Here is a 16,396-nt window from a genome sequence, read left to right on the forward strand (position 1 = left end):
GGCAGCCACCCTTGAGGCCCGGTCCACGGACACCGGGACGGGGGGTCTGCCGGCGGTGGGGAGTGACACGGTGATGGGCACGGCGGAACGGCAGGAGGCGCCGGGGACCGGCGTGAGGACAGCGAGTCCGGCGACGCCACGGCGCCCCGGGGCGCGGGGTCATGACGCACCGGCGCGATCGGACGTGCCGGGCGGGCGCGCCGCGGCCCGCGAGGAGCCGTACCGGCCATTGTGGGTCGAGGAACCCGCGCGCAGGCGACGGCTGCCGGACCCGGTGCGGACCTCCGCGGTGCGGGCGGTGCTCATCATCGCGGTGACCCTGCTCCAGGCGATGGTGGCCTTCCTGTGCACGATGGCCGGCTCCTGGCTGGCGTTCCCGATGGTGCTCAGCAGCGTGGCCAGCACGGTTGTGGCCACCTGGGGCGCCCTCGACGTCTGGGTGACCCGCCAGGTGTGGAACCAGCGTCACGGCGTGGTGTCGACTCCGAGCAGCACGGCCCGCGCGCTGCGCCGCGAGCGCCGCAAGGCCCGGCGTCATGCCCGGATCACGGAGCGGACCCAGGAGCGGATACGGCGTCAGGGCGGCAGCACGGGGCGGCTGTCCCACTCCTGAGCCCGGCGAGCGCACGTCCGTCATGGATCGGCGCGCTCATACGGCGGGGCCGACACCCAGTGGTGCGGCCCCGCAGTCCTCTACGGCGTGTCCTCTACGGCGTGACGGGCGCCGGACGCTTGAACATCCGGGTCGCCGTGATCTCGCTGTGCCCCGCCTCTCCTGCCTGCGGCTGCTGCGGCAACCCCGGGCGGAGGTGCTCCTCCACGCTGATGTACTTCAGGCCGGCCCTGAGGTCCGCGTCGTTGCGCAGACGGATGACCAGGGGGAACTCGGCGAGTGCCGTCGTGTCGAACAGGCCCGTGGTGTACAGGAGCTGGACGCCCAGCGCGTCCGACACGGCCCGCTGGAGCTCCAGCAGATACGTCGCGTTGGCCCGGCCGATCGGGTTGTCCAGGAAGAGCGTGCCGGCGTGCCGGTGCCTGTCCCGGCCCCGGTCGTTGGACCGCAGGGCCGCCATCGTGCAGTACAGCGCGATGGCCGCCGTGAGCAGTTGGCCACCGGAGAACACGTCGCCCATCTGTCCCACGGGCACCCGCTCGGCGCGCAGCACGGCGTCCGGTTTGAGGATCTCCACGGCCACCCCTCGGGGCTGGAGCGCCGCCCCGACTCCCCGCAGCAACAGGGACATTCCGTCACGCCGCAGGTCGGAGTTCTTCTTCACGGCGGCCCTGGTGGCCTCGTCGATGACCTCGCCGAGCCGCTCGGTGAGCGTCGCCTGGTCGGGTTCCTCGAAGCGGATCCGCAGGAACTCCTGCCCGGACCACTCGCCGAGCCCCTCCGGCAGCCGGGACAGCCGCTGGGCGGACCTGAGGGTGGCGAGCGCGGACTCCACGAGCCCCCGGAGCCGGTCCACGATCGAGTCCCGGTTCCGCTCCAGTTGTGCCAACTCGTCGGTCAGCACCCGCAGTCGGGGCGCGAAGGCGTCCGCCCACTTCTGCGCGTGCTCGGGCAGCGCGGACGCGGGCAGCTCCCGGATCTGCTGCCGTGCGGGGGTGCGGACCTGCTCGTAGCGCGTGGAGTTGGCGTGCCGGACCAGGACGTCACTGGCCTCGCGCACGGCGCCCTCGGCGGCGGAGAGGTCCGCGGCACAGCCGCGCAGCGACCGACGGGCCTCGGCGGCGGCCTGCCGTGCCTCCTCGGGGCTGCCCGGGTACGGTTCCGGCTCGTCCTGCTCGTCCTCCATCGCGTGCTCGCGCAGCAGGTCGCGGAGCATCGCGGCGATCTCGTCGAAACCGCCCGCCGCGTCCTCGGCGGCCCGGTGGGAGCCGAGCAGCTCCGCGTGCGCCTCCCTGGCCTGCGCCAACGCCTCGGTGCGGGAGGCGAGTTCGGCGGTGGCCGTGCGCAGCAGCGCCTGTGCGTGCTCGGCGTCGCGCGGCTCCAGTTCCGGCGACAGCCCGGTGTGCGCCTCGCCGTCCTCGGGGGCGTGCCGCTCGGCCTCGCCGCGCAGCCGGCCGAGCTGCTCGCTCGCGGTCGACATACGGGTCTCCAGGAGCTGAACCAGCTCCTCCGCGCGGGCTGCCGCGGCCTGCCGGGATGGCCCGTCGGAGCCGTCGGGCGACTGAAGCAACTGCTCCGCGCGCGTGCGGACCTTGTTGCTCAGCCGGTCCAGTTCGGCGAGGGCCGCGCTCTCGTCGCTCTCCGCCCGCGCCTGTTCGGCCCGCAGGTCGGCGCCGACGCCCACCTTCTCGTAGAGCCGGGAAGCGGCCCGGTATGCCTCGCGGAGGGCGGGCAGGGACGCCTTGGAGGCATCCGGGTCGCTGTCCGGTACGTCGTCCGGGGCGCCGGCGATCTCGGCGCGTTCGGCGCGCAGCGCACGCGCGGTGCGGCGGGCGTCGTCGGCGGCGCGCTGGGCTCCGCGCCGGTCCTCGTCGGCGGCCCGCGCGCGGTCCAGACAGGTCTGGGCGCGGGCTTCCGACTCGGTGGCCTCGTCGGCCAGTTCGCGCAGCTTGGCCTGCCAGCCGGACCGCTCGCGCAGCCGGTAGGCCAGACCGGCGAGGGCGTCGGCGGCGCGCCGGGCCTTCTGCGCGGCCTCCTGCCGCTCGTCGCGCGTCTGCGCGGCCTCGGCGGCGGCTTCGTCGGCCTCGGCCCGGACCGTGCGCGCCTCGGCCAGCTCGGCCTCCGCCTCCTCGGCGAACGCGCGCGTGTCCCGGGCGGCCTGCGCCAGTTCGACGAGCCGGCCGGCCGGGCAGCCGGTGCGCCAGGAGGCGAGCCGGGCGGCCAGTTCACGGTCCTTGCCGAGGCGGGCCGCGAGCGTCCGGATCTCCTCGTCCCGCTCGCCGGCCCGCGCGCGCAGCGCCTGGCGCTCCTCGTCGGCGGCGTGCTCGTCGTGCATGGCCGGGTTCGGCGGTACGAGGAAGACGTCGGCGCTCTGGGAGCCGGTGGCCGGGGTCGGCGCCAGCAGGGCGGCGGCCGTACCGACGGCGACGGCGGAGCGCGGGAGCAGGGCCGCGTCGTTCAGGGCCTCGCGGGCCCGCGCGTGGGTGTCGGGGTCGGTGATGATGACGCCGTCGACCAGTTCGGGCCGGGCGGCCAGCACACGCGCGTGGTCGGCGGGGTCGACGGCCTGGGCGAGGTAGCGCCAGCCGGGCAGGGCCGGGATGCCGTTCTCGCCGAGGAACTCGACCGTGGCCAGGACGTCCGGCCCCGGCGGCAGGAGTCCGCCGTCGCCGAGCGCGCCGAGGATCCGGGAGTCGTCGGCGGCGGCCGTACGCAGTTCGAAGAGCTGGCGTTCGGCCGAGGACACGGAGTCGTCGAGCAGCTCGCGCAGCTCGTCGGCGAACCGGTCGAGGTCCTCGGGGGTGAGACCGGCGTCGGTGACGGCAGCCTCGTGCCCGGCCGCGCCGCCCTTTCCGGCGTCCTCGGCGCCCGCGCGCTGCGCCGGTACTCCGGCTGGGACGCCGGAGTTCCCGGTCAGGCTGAGCAGTGCCGCGAGCCGCTCCTCCCCCGCCAGCCCCTCGGCCAGACGCCGTTCGGCCTCGTAGGAGCGCGCTGCCGCCGCGGCCGCGTCCTCCGCGCGGGCGGCCGTGAGTTCCGCGCGGGCTTCGGCGGCGGCCGCCTCGCGCGCGTGCTCGGCGGCCCGGTTGGAGGACTCGCGGGCGGTGTCCCAGGCGGCGACGGCGGTCTTCTCGGCGTCGCTCGCTGCGAGGGCCGCGCGGGCGGGGTCGGCGTCCGGCGCGCTGTCGTCGAGCCAGCCCGCGCGGACCGCCTCGGCGGTCTCCTGCTCGACCTCGCTCAGCCGCTGGCGCAGATGCCCGATCTCACTGCGGGCGCGCTGTGCCTCGGTTGCGGCCGCGGTGGAGTCCCGGTACGCGGACTCGCCGACCTCCTGGAGCGCCGCGGACCGCTCCTCCTCCTCGTTGGCGAGCGTCTCGGCGCGCTCGGCGGCCGCGTGCAGGGCGCGTACGAGATCGACGGCGGCCTTCGCGCGGGCGGCGAGCGCGGGGGCCGCGTCCCGCTCGGCCTCCTGGATGGCGGCGGCCACGCGCGCGACCCGGTCGGCGGCGGCCCGGTGGCGCAGGACGGCCTCGGCGGCCTGCCAGGCGGAGTGCAGCGTGCGCGCCTCGGCGAGTTCGCGCTTCTGGGCCGCGGCCGACTTCTCGGCGGCGGCGAGGGCCAGGGAGGCGTGCCGGTAGGCGAGTTCGGCGGCGATGAGCGCACTGCGCTCGCGGCCCGCCTCGGCGTGTGTGACGGCGTACGCGGCAGCGGTGACCCGCTGGGCGAGGTCCGCCGCCCGGACGCGCTCCTGGACGCCCCGCGCGGACAGCCGGCGGGCCAGCGTCCGGGTACGGCGTTCGGCGGCCGTGTGGATGTCACGCGCGCGTGAGCGGGTCTCGGCGGCCTCGACGATCCGGCCCAGCAGGTCCACGGACCCGGCGGTGAAGTCCCGTTCGGCGATGAGCTCGGCGCGTCGCCCGAGCTTGTTCCCGAACCCGCTGACCAGGTCGGCGAGCCCGTCGGTGTCGCGGGTGTCGGTCACGGCGCGCAGCAGCAGATCGGTGAAGTCGGAGTCCTTCTTCACCGCGAACAGGCCCGCGGCCTCGCCCTCGTCGGCGTTCATCTCCCGCTGGTAGCGGAAGAGTTCGGGGTCCAGGCCGAGGTCACCGAGGTGCTCGATCCAGCGGTCGTGGATTTCCTCCCAGTGCACCTCCAGGTGCGGGTACGCCTTGCCCGCCTCGGTGAGCGCGTCCCGGAAGCCCTTCATGGTGCGGCGGCGGCCCTGGGCGGCCGACTGGCCCTCGGCGGGCGGCCGGACGGCGGTGGACTCGGCGACGGGCAGGTTGTCGAGGCTGAGGCCCGGTCCGGGCCGGAAGGAGTACCAGGCCTCGGCGAACTTCCGCGGGTCGTTGGACACCTGGCGCCCCCGCCACTCGCTGACCTTGCCGACGACGACGCACTCGCCGGTCAGGGTGTGCTGCCACTCCAGGGCCACGTGTCCGCAGTCGTCCGCCAGCAGGAACTTCCGGAGCACGCCGGAGCTGGCACCGCCCAGGGTGTTGCGGTGGCCCGGCAGCATCACCGAGAAGATCAGCTTGAGCAGGACGGACTTGCCGCCGCCGTTCTCCAGGAAGAGCACTCCGGCGGGCGCGGGCCGGCGCGGGGGGCCGACGGGCTCCTCCTCGAAGAACTCCGCCTGGGTGGGCGCGGGGTCGGGCACCTCCGCGCCGACGCCGCGCAGGTCAAGCACGGTGTCGGCGTAGCGCGCACCGGCGGGGCCGATGGAGTAGAGGCGGACCCGGGACAGCTCGTACATGGCGGACTCTCGTAAGTCTTCGGCAGATCAGGGAAGTTCAGGAGTGGAACGGCAGCCCGGCATCGGCCGCCAGCTCCAGGTCGTCGCCGTCCTCGGGGGGCAGCAGCGTCGGTGTGCCGTCGGTGACCGGGACGACCCCCAACTCCAGGAGCTCGGCCATGGCGGCGCTTCCGGCCATGTCCCGCACCTGGAGCTGGTAACGAGCCGTGGTCCGGTAGGTACCGCCGTTGTCGTCCCCGGTGCGCTGGAGGAAGCCGGAGTCGGTGAGGAAGGCGGCGGCCTTGCCGACGATGCCGGTCGTGGACCCGGCGAGCCGGCGGGCGTCCTTGGTCGCACCGGCCGCGCTGCGTCTGGCCCAGATCCGCCAGGCCGCTTCGAGCCCGGGCGCGTCGGTGGCCGGGTCGGTGTTCTCCCCGACCTCCTCGGCCCGCTCCTCCAGGCGCCGGCAGGCCTGCCGTACGAAGGCGTCGACGCCGTTGACCGAGACGCGCCCGATGTATCCGTCGTCGGCGAGGTCCTCGGGGCGCGGGAACGCCATGGCGGCCACGGCGAGATGGGCGAGGCCGTGCAGGAACCGGTCGCCTCCGTCGGCGGACGTACGACGCGCGTAGTCCCCCATGCGGACGGCGAACACGGAGTCCTCGGCGGCGGTCACGGCCATCCCCGCGCGGGGGGACACCTCGAGGACGACCAGTCCGAGTCCGGCGGCCACGGCGTCGGCGAGCCGCGCGAACGGCGGGTCCTCCCGGTAGCGCCGCAGCAGATCGGCGTACTCCTGGTCCCGCGCGGGCTGCAGTTTGGGCTGGAGCCCGAAGGCGACGAGCCGAGCGGCGTCGGCGGCGTCGGCGGGGGTGACGGCGGCGGGCGCCGACGGGGTCGGGACCTCCGGGTCGCTCCACTCGACATGCTCACTCACGGCTGGGGCTCCTTGTCACGCTGTCGCTCACTCATGCTGCTGCCGGAGGTGCTGACCTCACTCATGCTGCTTCCGGAGGTGCTGACCTCACTCATCCCGCTTCGGGAGGGGCTGCTCTCGCTGATGCCGCATGCGGAGGTTCTGATCTCGCTCATGCCGCCTCCGTCCGGTCCGCCGCCATCCCCACGGCGTCCAGCAGGGCCGTGCCGACGATGAGGTCGGCGCCGCCGAAGTCCGGATCGTCCAGCTCCGTCCCGTCGTCCACCGCGAAGAGCAGTTTCTCCTCGCCCTGGCGGTAGGCGGTGCCGACGGCGGGGCTGGCCGCGTGGATCGCCAACAGGGCGACCAGGTAGGCGAGATCGAACCCACCGGCCCGGCGGGCCTCGGCGAGCAGTCCGGAGAGCCGCCGTGGCGCGTCCGCGGGCAGGTCCAGCAACTCCTTCGCGGCCGCCAGCTGTTCCTCGCTGAAGCGGCTGTCGTCGGGCGTGGCGATCAGGTCGGGCTCCGGCATCTCCGCGCCCAGGTGCTCCCGCTCCATGGGCGGGGTGAGCAGTATGTCGACGAGGTCGCCGACCCGGACCGACACCGGGGTGCGCAGGCCGGTCCCGTGCGCGAAGAACGCGTCGGTGACCCGCGTGGCCTGCTCCAGCGGGAGCGGCAGCACCGGCGCGAGGAGGTGGCCGTACAGGTCCGTCCCGGACGTCGTCATGGGGGTGGCGAAGGCCTGCCTGTCCTGCTCGGCACGGAACAGGGGGCCGGCCTCCAGGAGCCGCGACTGGAGCTGCGTGTGGCGCCGGATGCAGTCCTTGACGATGTCCACGAGCTCGGCGGTGCGCCGCTTCTGCTCGGCGTCCTCGGACTCGTCCCGCGCCTTGCGGATGTTGGTCAGGATCGCGTTCTCGTGGCGGTACCGGTCGGCGACGTGGTCGAGGGCCTCGGCGATCATGTCGGGCACGGAGTTGAGCCAGTCGACGGCCCGGACGTTGCGCCGGGTGGCGTCCAGGGCCCGGCGCAGGGTCTCGGAGTACTGCACGGTCCGGTACCGGGCCTGCTCCGCGGCGAGCTGGGCGTCGGCGAGGCGGCCCCGGCTGATCAGCACCTCCAGCTTGACCTCGGCGGCGATCTGGGCGCTGGTCACATCGGTGTCGAGGGCACCGACGAGAACGTTGACCGCCTCGTCCGTGGTCCGCAGGTACACCGAGCCGCCCGGGCCCGGCACCTCCTCGATCAGCTTGAAGTCGTAGTCGCGCCGCACATAGGTCCCGTCCGGGGCGAACGTGCCGTAGACCGCGCGGAATCCCCGGTCGACGCTGCCGACGTTGATCAGGTTCTCCAGGACCCAGCGGGCCACGCGCTCGTGCTCGGCGACGGGCCGCTGCGGGGCCTGGGCGGCGATGCGCGGGATGAGTCGGGCGACGATCTGGTCGTGGTCGGCGCCGGTGTCGAAGTCCATGTTCAGGGTGACCAGGTCGATGGCGGCGAGGGCCACCTCCGCCATGCCGTACACCGAGTACTCGCCCGCGAGGTTGGCCTTGCGGGCGTCGAGGTCGTGCAGCGGGGCGGTGCAGGCGAGCGCGCGCAGCCGACGCGCCAGTCCCTCGTCGGCGGCCGGGCCCGGTGCGGGGCGCGGCCCCGCGCTGAACTGGGGCGGAACGCTGTCCGTCGTCGCAGGCGAAGTCACGGTGCACAGACTAGGTGCTAGGTCTGACAACTCCCCAAACGGCGCGGATCGCCTCCGGCGGTGGGACGGGAACCACGGTTGGGATTCGTCTGCCGGCCGGTGAGGGCTGGTCGCGCAGTTCCCCGCGCCCCTGACTAGATCTCCTCGCCCACTCTTCGTCTGTACACCTCGACCACTCGACCCAGAGAGTCCGAGAGGTACACGGCGAGCAGCCGTTCCGCCTCTTCCTTGTCGCCCGCCTGGAGCGCGCCGAGGATCTGCTGGTTGCGGGCCAGGTACGGCTCGTGCAGGGCCTTGGGGTCGTCCACGACGTGGAACGCCAGGCGGAGTTCGGCGAAGACGCTGCGCATCAGTTCGTCGGTGCGTTCGCTGCCCGCGAGGGCGACGAGCTCGCGGTGGAAGTGGATGTTGGCCGTGCCCAACGCTTTCCAGTCACCTTCGCGCACCGCCCGCTGCCCCTCGCCGACCGCCTCGGCGAGCGCGTCCAGGGCGTACGGCGGTTCGCCCAGCCCGCGGACGACGGCGCACTCCACGAGCGCGCGGGTGCGGTAGATGTCCTCCACGTCCTCGACCGCCAGGACCCGCACGAACACCCCGCGGTTGAGCTCGTGGACGAGCAGTCGTTCATGCGTGAGCAGCCGGAACGCCTCGCGCAGGGTGTTGCGGGAGACCCCGAGCGCCCCGCCGATGCTGTCCTCGGACAGCCGGGTCCCCGGCGGGAAGTAGCCCTCGGCGATACGGCTCCTGAGGATGTCCGAGACCCGCTCGGCCGTGCTGGTACGGCCCAGGAGGGCACGGTCGTCGGCCAGTCCGCTCAACTGCTCTGCCATGCCCGGAATTCAACCGCAGACACGAGAACGAAACAACAGGGGTATTGAAGGATCGTTGAACGATCCTCTACGTTGCTCATCACCGCACGGTGCAGCTCCGCTACCTCCGTCCTCCCCCTGCGAGGTGCCCATGAGCACGACCCCGCCCCCTCAGGCCCTGACCGACCACCCCACGGCGACCGACGGCCCCGCCGAAGACGGGGCGCTGGGCTGGTTCCGCGCCCTCGGCCCGCGCGGCCGCCGCGCCTTCGCCGGTGCGTTCGGCGGCTACGCCCTCGACTCCTACGACTACTTCACGCTCCCGCTGAGCATGGTCGCGCTGGCCGCGTACTTCGGCCTCGACAGCGGCCAGACCGGGCTCTTCACCACCGTCACCCTGCTCGCCTCCGGCATCGGCGGCGCCCTGGCCGGGGTGCTGGCCGACCGGGTCGGCCGGGTCAGGGCGCTGATGATCACGGTGGTCACCTACGCGGTCTTCACCGTGGCCTGCGGCTTCGCCCCGAACTTCGAGTCGCTGCTGGTCTTCCGCGCCCTTCAGGGCCTCGGTTTCGGCGGCGAGTGGGCGGTCGGCGCGATCCTGGTCGCCGAGTACGCGAGCGCCAGGCACCGCGGCCGCACCCTCGGCGCCATCCAGAGTTCCTGGGCCGTGGGCTGGGCCCTGGCGGCGATCATGTACACGCTGGTGTTCTCGGTCTTCGACGACGGCACGGCCTGGCGCGTGATGTTCTGGACCGGCGCGCTGCCCGCGCTGCTCGTCGTCTGGATGCGGCGCCGGGTCCAGGACGCCCCGGAGGCGATCGCGGTGCGCGAGAAGAACGCCGGCAAGGGCTCCTTCGCGGCGATCTTCAAACCGGACCTGCTGCGTACGACGATCTTCGCGGGGCTGCTGTCCACCGGCGTCCAGGGCGGCTACTACACGCTCGCCACCTGGGTGCCGACGTACCTCAAGAGCGACCGCGGACTGTCGGTCGTCGGCACCGGCGGCTACCTCACGTTCCTGATCTCCGGTGCCTTCCTCGGCTACCTCACCGGCGGCTACCTCACCGACCGGCTGGGCCGGCGGCGCAACATCTGGCTGTTCGCCCTGCTGTCGGCCGTGTGCATCGTGGCCTACGGCAACATCCCGAGCGGGGCCGACACCTGGCTCCTGGTCCTGGGCTTCCCCCTCGGGTTCTGCATGTCGGCGATCTTCAGCGGCTTCGGGTCCTATCTGAGCGAGCTGTACCCGACGGCGGTGCGCGGCTCGGGGCAGGGCTTCACGTACAACGCGGGCCGCGCGGTCGGCGCGGTCTTCCCGACCACCGTCGGCTTCCTGGCCGACAGCTGGGGCGTGGGCGGGGCGCTGGTCTTCGGCGCCATCGGCTACGGCATCGCCGCGCTGGCCCTGCTCGGACTGCCGGAGACCCGTGGGAAGGAACTCGCGTGAACCGCACGGAGGACCGCCCCCTGACCCTCGTCGACGAGCACGCGCACGCGTGGAGCCCGGAACAGGCACGCGCCCGCTTCCGCGCGGGCCTGAGCGGCCCCACCGCCGGGGTCGCGGCCGGCCACACCCAGGTCAACCTGATCTCGGTGCCCGCCGACTGGGCGTACGACATGCTGCTGTTCTGCCAGCGCAATCCCAAGCCCTGCCCGGTCCTCGACGTCACGGACGCCGGCGACCCGACCACCGTCCTCGCGGAGGGCGCCGATCTGCGCACCGATCTCCCGCGCTACCGGGTGTGGGAGGACGGCCGGCTGGTGGACGAGCCGACGGACGTGCGCGCACACTGGCGTGAGGACCTCGTTTCGTTCCTGATCGGGTGCAGTTTCACCTTCGAGTGGGCACTTTCGGAGGCGGGCGTCCCGATCCGGCACATCGAGCAGGGCCGGAACGTTCCGATGTACGTGACCAGTCGACAGTGCCGTCCCGCGGGGCGGCTGCACGGACCCATGGTGGTGTCCATGCGCCCGGTGCCACCGCAGCACCTGGCGTCCGCCCTGAGGGAGAGCAGCCTGCTCCCTGCCGTGCACGGCAGCCCCGTGCACTGCGGCGATCCCTCGGGACTCGGCATCGACGACCTCGGCCGCCCCGATTTCGGTGATCCGGTGGACGCCGAGCCGGACGACATCCCGGTGTTCTGGGCCTGCGGAGTGACCCCGCAGGCCGCGGTGATGGCCTCGCGCCCGCCGTTCGCCATCACCCACGCACCCGGGCAGATGTTCCTGACGGACGCCCGGGACGAGCAGTACAGGGTGGCCTGAGACCCCGGGCCCCGACGGGAAACCGATGGACCGCACGCAGAACCGCTGAGCACCCCGGAAGGAAGCACGAGACCTCCATGACCTCGATCGATCTGAACGCCGACCTCGGCGAGGGCTTCGGCCGCTGGCAGCTCACCGACGACGAGCGCCTGCTGTCCGTCGTCACGAGCGCCAATGTGGCGTGCGGGTTCCACGCCGGGGACGCGGTCACCATGCGGCGGGTCTGCGAGCTGGCGGCCGCGCGCGGGGTCCGGATCGGCGCCCAGGTCTCCTACCGGGACCTCGCGGGGTTCGGGCGGCGCGCGATGGACGTGCCGTCCGCCGAGCTGACGGCCGAGGTGGCCTACCAGATCGGCGCCCTGGAGGTCTTCGCCCGGGCGGCGGGCACGCGCGTGTCCTACGTCAAGCCGCACGGCGCGCTCTACAACCGGGTCGTCCACGACGAGGAGCAGGCCGCGGCGGTCGTCGACGGCGTGCTCCTCGCCGACGCCACGCTGCCCGTGCTGGGCCTGCCCGGCTCCCGTCTCCTGGCGGCCGCCGGGAAGGCAGGGTTGGAGGCCGTCACGGAGGCCTTCGCGGACCGCGCCTACACCGAGGAGGGCACGCTCGTGCCGCGCGGCCAGGAGGGAGCGGTGATCACCGATCCCGAGGCGGTCGTGGCGCGCGCGCTGGGCCTGGCCCGGGACCGGGCGGTCACCGCCCGCTCCGGTGCCCGTGTCGAGGTCGAGGCCCGCTCCCTGTGCCTGCACGGCGACACACCGGGCGCGGTGGAACTGGCCCGACGGGTCAGGGAGCGCCTGGAGTCCTCGGGCGTCCGGGTGGAGGCGTTCGTATGAGGACACTGCCCGTCGGCGACCGCGCCCTGCTCGTCGAGGTGGCCTCGGGCGAGGAGGCCCAGGCGCTCCACGCCGAGCTGGTGCGCCGCCGCGCGGAGGGCTCGCTGTCGGTCCGCGAGATCGTCCCGGCGGCCCGTACGGTCCTCCTCGACGGCCTCGCCGACCCGGCCCGTCTGGCCGCCGAGCTCACCGCCTCCGAGGTCCCGCCCGCTCCCCCGCGCGCGCGTGAGGTCATCGAACTCCCGGTGCGTTACGACGGCCCGGACCTGGCCGACGTGGCCGCGCACTGGGGCGTCTCCCCCGAGGAGGTGGCCCGCGTCCACGCCGGCACCGAGTTCACGGTCGCCTTCTGCGGGTTCGCGCCCGGCTTCGGCTACCTCACCGGTCTGCCGGCCCCCTACGACGACGTACCGCGCCGGGCCACCCCGCGCACGGCCGTCCCGGCGGGCTCGGTCGGGCTCGCGGGCCCGTACACCGGCGTCTACCCACGCTCCTCCCCGGGCGGCTGGCAGCTCATCGGGACCACGGACGCCGTGCTGTGGGACCACGCGCGCGTACCGGCCGCGCTGCTGTCGCCGGGGACGCGTGTGCGCTTCGTGAGGTCGACATGACCGACCGCGCCCTCTCCGTCGTCCGGGCCGGGGCCCTCACCACCGTCCAGGACCGGGGCCGCCCCGGCCACGCCCACCTCGGCGTCCCCCGCTCGGGCGCCCTGGACGGTCCGGCGGCCGGCCTCGCCAACCGGCTGGTCGGCAACCGCCCCGAGGCGGCCGTCCTGGAGACCACGCTCAACGGCTGTGTGCTGCGCCCCCGTTCGGCGGTCACCGTGGCCGTCACCGGCGCCCCCTGCCGGATCACGGTGGACGGCCGCCCGGCGGCCTGGGGCGCACCCGTGGACGTGCCGGCGGGAGCCCTGCTGACCGTGGGAACGGCCGTGTCGGGGCTGCGCAGTTACGTGGCCGTCTCCGGCGGGATCGCCGTGGAGCCGGTCCTGGGCAGCCGCTCCACGGACCTCCTGTCGGGCCTGGGCCCGCCGCCCCTCACGGACGGGGCGGTACTCCCCCTCGGTACGCCGCAACCGCTCCGCACGCGCGTGGACACCGCGCCGCAGCCGGCGCCGCCCTCGGAGCTCGTCCTCCGCGTCACGCCGGGCCCGCGGGCCGACTGGTTCACCCCGGAAGCGGTACGGGCCTTCACCTCCCGTACCTTCCAGGTGTCCTCGGCGAGCAACCGCATCGGCCTGCGCACGGAGGGACCGGCCCTGGAGCGGGCCCGGCCGGGCGAACTGCCCAGCGAGGGCATGGTCCTGGGCGCGGTCCAGGTCCCGCCGAACGGCAGGCCGGTGGTCTTCCTCGCCGACCACCCGACCACCGGCGGCTACCCGGTGATCGCAGTGGTCCGCGAGACGGATCTTCCTGGAGCCGCACAGGCGGTGCCCGGAACCCCGGTGCGCTTCGTGGAGGTACAACGCCGCTGACCCGCCCGGGGGCGCCGGGAACCGCGCGACCAGCCGCACGCCCCCGCACCCGCACCCGCACCGGCACCGGCACCCCGTACAGCACTCAAGCCACCTCGGCCCGCTGCTCCGGCACGGACAACGCGGCCAACGCCACGGACACCGCGTGCGCGGCCCGCAGGTCGAGCCGCCCGCTCGTCCCCCGCGCGTGATGCCGCATCTCGTCCACCGCCAGCGTCACCAGCTGGGGCAGCAGATCGGTGCACCGCCGCGCCACCCACCCCGTGCCCGCCGTGGCCAGCCACCACAGGCTCGCCGACGCCGCGGGCGCGGGAGAGCGCGGCTCGGCCGAGGGGGCGACGCCGGTCGCGATCCCCCGCTCCGCCAGCAACGCGTGGAACCGCACGGCCAGTTGCCGATGTCCCCGCTCTCCGGGATGCAGGCGGTCCGCACTCCACATCGCACGGTCGGTGGTCCAACTCCCCTCCGCCGCGTGCAGATGCACCGCCCCGTACCGCTCGGACAGCGCGTGCACCACCGCGTTTACCGCCCGCTGCCGGCGGGCCAGGGGACGCGCCAACGCGCCGGGCAGCCCGAGCATGGTGCCCGGGTCGGGCAGGCACGCCGTGAGCAGGACAGCGCCCTGTCCGGTGAATGCCGCGTACACCGCGTCGAGCCGGGCGGCCACGGCGTGGATGTCGAACGTGCAGCGCAGGGTGTCGTTGACACCGACCAGGACCGAGACGACGTCCGGCCGCAACGCCAGCGCCACCGGCATCTGCCGCTCCAGCACGTCCCGCGTCTGCGCCCCGCTCACCGCGAGCTTGGTGAACTCCACGGACTCGGCGAGCCCGTAGGCGAGCAGCGCGGCCCAGCCGCGCCACCCCCCGCCGACGGGGTCGCCCACGCCCTCGGACAGCGAGTCGCCGAGGGCGACGAAGCGCACGGCCCTCACGAGGCAACCCCGCTCATGCCACGCCCCCCGGCACGGAGCGCCGCAGAAGGGCCTCCGCGTCGTGCGCGGCGAGGAACGCCCGGACGGCCGTGTCCCACCCGAAGCACTCCGCACGCGCGCGTGCGCTCTCGCGGCGCTCGCCCTCCGGGCGTTCCAACAGCATGTCCACGGCGTCCGCGAAGGCCGCTCCCCGGTCGGCTGCGACGGCCCCGGCCGAGCCGATGACCTCCGGCAGCGCGGAGGAGGCGCTCACCACCACCGGCGTGCCGCACGCCATGGCCTCCAGCGCGGCGAGCCCGAAGGTCTCGGCGGGCCCGGGGGCCAGGCACACGTCGGCGGAGGCCTGGAGCGCGCCGAGCAGCCCCCGGTCCGAGACGTGCCCGAGGAAGGTGACCGGCAGCCGCCGTTCCCGGGCCCGCTGTTCCAGACGCCGCCGCAGCGGCCCGTCCCCCGCCACCACCAGCACCGCCCGCCTGCCTCGGCGTACGAGGGACTCCAGGGCGTCCAGGGCCGTGTTCGGCCGCTTCTCGACGGACAGCCGGGTGCAGGTCACGAGGAGTGTCTCGGTCTCGCGCACGTACCGGGCCCGGAGCCCCGTGTCGCGCAGCGCCGGGCGCCGCTCGACCAGGTCGACGCCCAGCGGGGCCCGTACGACGTTGCGGGCGCCGATCCGCACGAACTCCCGCTCGGCGAACTCGGTGGTGCACACCACGCGCGCGTACGCGTGCGCCGTACGGATGTTGAGGGCGTCGGCAGCCCGCCGGGCGGTGCTCTCCGGCAGGCCCCAGGTGCGCAGGACGCCGTCGGCGGTCTCGTGGGAGACCATCACGGCGGGGACGCGGGCCCGCCGCGCCCAGGTGCCGGTCCACCTCAGGGTCGTACGGTCGGAGACCTCCAGGCGGTCGGGGGCGAGTGCCTCCAGGAGCCAGGCCACGCGCCGCCTGTCGGTGAGGACGCGGTAGCCGCCGGTGCCGGGCAGCAGCGGACCGGGCAGGGTGATGATCCGTCCCTGCTCGGTCACGCGGTCGCTCGCGCGGTCGCCGGGCACGATGAGCACGGGCTCGTGCCCGGACTCCCGGTAGCCCCTGCCCAGTTCGCGCAGTGCGGTGCGCAGGCCGCCCGAGGCGGGAGCGACGAAGTTGGCGAGGCGGACGATCCGCAGCGGCCGCCCGCTCATGCCGCCACCGCCGTCTTCCGGCCGCTGAGCACGGCGGCGTAGTGACCGATCAGCCGGTCGCCTACGGCCGCCCAGGTGCGCCCCTCGACCATGGCCCGCGCGGCCGCCCCGAACGAGGCCCGCAGTGCGGGGTCGGCGGCCAGGGACCCCACGGCGTCCCGTACGGCGGCCGGGTCGCGCGGCGGGACGAGGAACCCGGTGCGCCCGTGGGCGACCAGGTCCAGCGGGCCGCCGGCGGCGGGGGCGACGACGGGCACACCGCTCGCCATGGCCTCCTGGACGGTCTGGCAGAAGGTCTCGAAGGGGCCCGTGTGCGCGAAGACGTCGAAGGAGGCGAAGATCCGGGCCAGTTCGTCACCCGTGCGGCGGCCCAGGAAGACCGCGCCGGGCAGTGCCTGGTCCAGGTGCGGCCGGCTCGGCCCGTCGCCGACCACCACGACCCTGACGCCCTCCAGGCGGCAGGCGTCGGCCAGCAGCTCGATGTGCTTCTCCGGGGCGAGCCGGCCGACGTAGCCGACGATCATCTCCCCGTCCGGGGCGAGACGGCGGCGCAGCGCCTCGTCACGCAGGCCGGGGTGGAAGCGGACGGTGTCCACGCCCCGCGGCCACAGTTCGACCCGGGGCACGCCGTGCGCCGTCAGGTCGCGCAGGGACGCGCTGGACGGGGCGAGGGTGAGGTCGGCGGCGGCGTGGACGGAGCGGATGCGGCGCCAGGCGGCGGCCTCGCCTGCGTGCACGTAGGTGCGGGCGTATCCGGCGAGGTCGGTCTGGTAGACGGCCACGGCGGGGATGCCGAACCGGGCGGCGGCGGCCATGCCGCGGACGCCGAGGACGAAGGGGCTGGCCAGGTGGACGACGTCGGCACGGTGCTCGGCGATCGCCGCGGCCACGCGCCTGCTGGGGAGGGCGACGCGGACCTGGGGGTAGCCAGGGAG

The 16,396-nt window shown here is 74.5% G+C and carries 13 protein-coding genes; 6 read left to right on the forward strand and 7 right to left on the reverse strand.

What is annotated here, in order from left to right:
* The first annotated feature begins 73 nt into the window (after positions 1-73).
* Positions 74-613 carry a hypothetical protein gene (locus tag AOJ26_RS23360; protein WP_053850302.1) on the forward strand — a complete coding sequence of 180 codons (540 nt, stop codon included), beginning with the start codon at positions 74-76 and terminating at the stop codon, positions 611-613.
* Between the two features lie 94 nt (positions 614-707).
* On the opposite strand, the gene AOJ26_RS23365 is transcribed toward AOJ26_RS23360, so the two are convergent.
* The 4 genes from AOJ26_RS23365 to AOJ26_RS23380 all read right to left on the reverse strand — a co-directional run bounded on the left by AOJ26_RS23365 (position 708) and on the right by AOJ26_RS23380 (position 8,793).
* Complete coding sequence (locus AOJ26_RS23365; RefSeq protein WP_053850303.1) at positions 708-5,366, reverse strand: hypothetical protein; 4,659 nt, start codon at positions 5,364-5,366, stop codon at positions 708-710.
* A 37-nt stretch (positions 5,367-5,403) separates the two neighbouring features.
* Entirely contained in the window at positions 5,404-6,282 is an 879-nt protein-coding gene (locus tag AOJ26_RS23370; RefSeq protein WP_053850304.1) for a hypothetical protein, read from the reverse strand.
* A gap of 151 nt (positions 6,283-6,433) precedes the next feature.
* Positions 6,434-7,963, reverse strand: a complete 1,530-nt coding sequence (locus AOJ26_RS23375; RefSeq protein ID WP_053850305.1) for a hypothetical protein — start codon at positions 7,961-7,963, stop codon at positions 6,434-6,436.
* Between the two features lie 134 nt (positions 7,964-8,097).
* Positions 8,098-8,793, reverse strand: a complete 696-nt coding sequence (locus AOJ26_RS23380) for a GntR family transcriptional regulator (protein ID WP_053850306.1) — start codon at positions 8,791-8,793, stop codon at positions 8,098-8,100.
* A 130-nt stretch (positions 8,794-8,923) separates the two neighbouring features.
* Here AOJ26_RS23380 and AOJ26_RS23385 point away from each other — a divergent pair, with 130 nt between their 5' ends.
* From AOJ26_RS23385 to AOJ26_RS23405, 5 genes are all read left to right on the forward strand, one after another.
* Positions 8,924-10,219, forward strand: a complete 1,296-nt coding sequence (locus AOJ26_RS23385) for an MFS transporter (RefSeq protein ID WP_053850307.1) — start codon at positions 8,924-8,926, stop codon at positions 10,217-10,219.
* Positions 10,216-11,037 carry a putative hydro-lyase gene (locus AOJ26_RS23390; protein ID WP_053850308.1) on the forward strand — a complete coding sequence of 274 codons (822 nt, stop codon included), beginning with the start codon at positions 10,216-10,218 and terminating at the stop codon, positions 11,035-11,037. The genes AOJ26_RS23385 and AOJ26_RS23390 overlap by 4 nt, the downstream gene beginning before the upstream one ends.
* Positions 11,038-11,114: 77 nt before the next feature.
* Entirely contained in the window at positions 11,115-11,873 is a 759-nt protein-coding gene (locus tag AOJ26_RS23395) for a LamB/YcsF family protein (RefSeq protein ID WP_053850309.1), read from the forward strand.
* Positions 11,870-12,484: a 5-oxoprolinase subunit PxpB gene (gene pxpB, locus AOJ26_RS23400; protein WP_053850310.1), complete on the forward strand. Its 615-nt coding sequence runs from the start codon at positions 11,870-11,872 to the stop codon at positions 12,482-12,484. The genes AOJ26_RS23395 and pxpB overlap by 4 nt, the downstream gene beginning before the upstream one ends.
* Positions 12,481-13,350, forward strand: coding sequence for a biotin-dependent carboxyltransferase family protein (locus AOJ26_RS23405; RefSeq protein ID WP_053850311.1), 870 nt, complete (start codon positions 12,481-12,483; stop codon positions 13,348-13,350). The genes pxpB and AOJ26_RS23405 overlap by 4 nt, the downstream gene beginning before the upstream one ends.
* Positions 13,351-13,435: 85 nt before the next feature.
* Here the strand turns inward: AOJ26_RS23405 and AOJ26_RS23410 are convergent, their stop codons facing one another.
* From AOJ26_RS23410 to AOJ26_RS23420, 3 genes are all read right to left on the reverse strand, one after another.
* Positions 13,436-14,284, reverse strand: coding sequence for an SGNH/GDSL hydrolase family protein (locus AOJ26_RS23410; protein WP_053850312.1), 849 nt, complete (start codon positions 14,282-14,284; stop codon positions 13,436-13,438).
* 13 nt (positions 14,285-14,297) lie between these two features.
* Positions 14,298-15,461 (reverse strand): glycosyltransferase, encoded by a 1,164-nt coding sequence (locus AOJ26_RS23415; RefSeq protein WP_053850313.1) that lies wholly within the window; start codon positions 15,459-15,461, stop codon positions 14,298-14,300.
* On the reverse strand, positions 15,458-16,396 hold a 939-nt coding region (locus AOJ26_RS23420), incomplete at its 5' end, for a glycosyltransferase family 4 protein (protein WP_053850316.1). The genes AOJ26_RS23415 and AOJ26_RS23420, both read right to left, overlap by 4 nt.

It is taken from the genome of Streptomyces sp. NRRL B-24085 (assembly GCF_001282115.1).
In the GTDB taxonomy this organism is placed as follows: Bacteria; Actinomycetota; Actinomycetes; order Streptomycetales; family Streptomycetaceae; genus Streptomyces.

Coding starts and splice junctions, on each gene's coding strand:
- AOJ26_RS23415 (WP_053850313.1), bottom strand. CDS start 15,461: ATGAGCGGGCGGCCGCTGCGGATCGTCCGCCTCGCCAACTTCGTCGCT.
- AOJ26_RS23380 (WP_053850306.1), bottom strand. CDS start 8,793: ATGGCAGAGCAGTTGAGCGGACTGGCCGACGACCGTGCCCTCCTGGGC.
- AOJ26_RS23385 (WP_053850307.1), top strand. CDS start 8,924: ATGAGCACGACCCCGCCCCCTCAGGCCCTGACCGACCACCCCACGGCG.
- pxpB (WP_053850310.1), top strand. CDS start 11,870: ATGAGGACACTGCCCGTCGGCGACCGCGCCCTGCTCGTCGAGGTGGCC.
- AOJ26_RS23365 (WP_053850303.1), bottom strand. CDS start 5,366: ATGTACGAGCTGTCCCGGGTCCGCCTCTACTCCATCGGCCCCGCCGGT.
- AOJ26_RS23395 (WP_053850309.1), top strand. CDS start 11,115: ATGACCTCGATCGATCTGAACGCCGACCTCGGCGAGGGCTTCGGCCGC.
- AOJ26_RS23405 (WP_053850311.1), top strand. CDS start 12,481: ATGACCGACCGCGCCCTCTCCGTCGTCCGGGCCGGGGCCCTCACCACC.
- AOJ26_RS23360 (WP_053850302.1), top strand. CDS start 74: ATGGGCACGGCGGAACGGCAGGAGGCGCCGGGGACCGGCGTGAGGACA.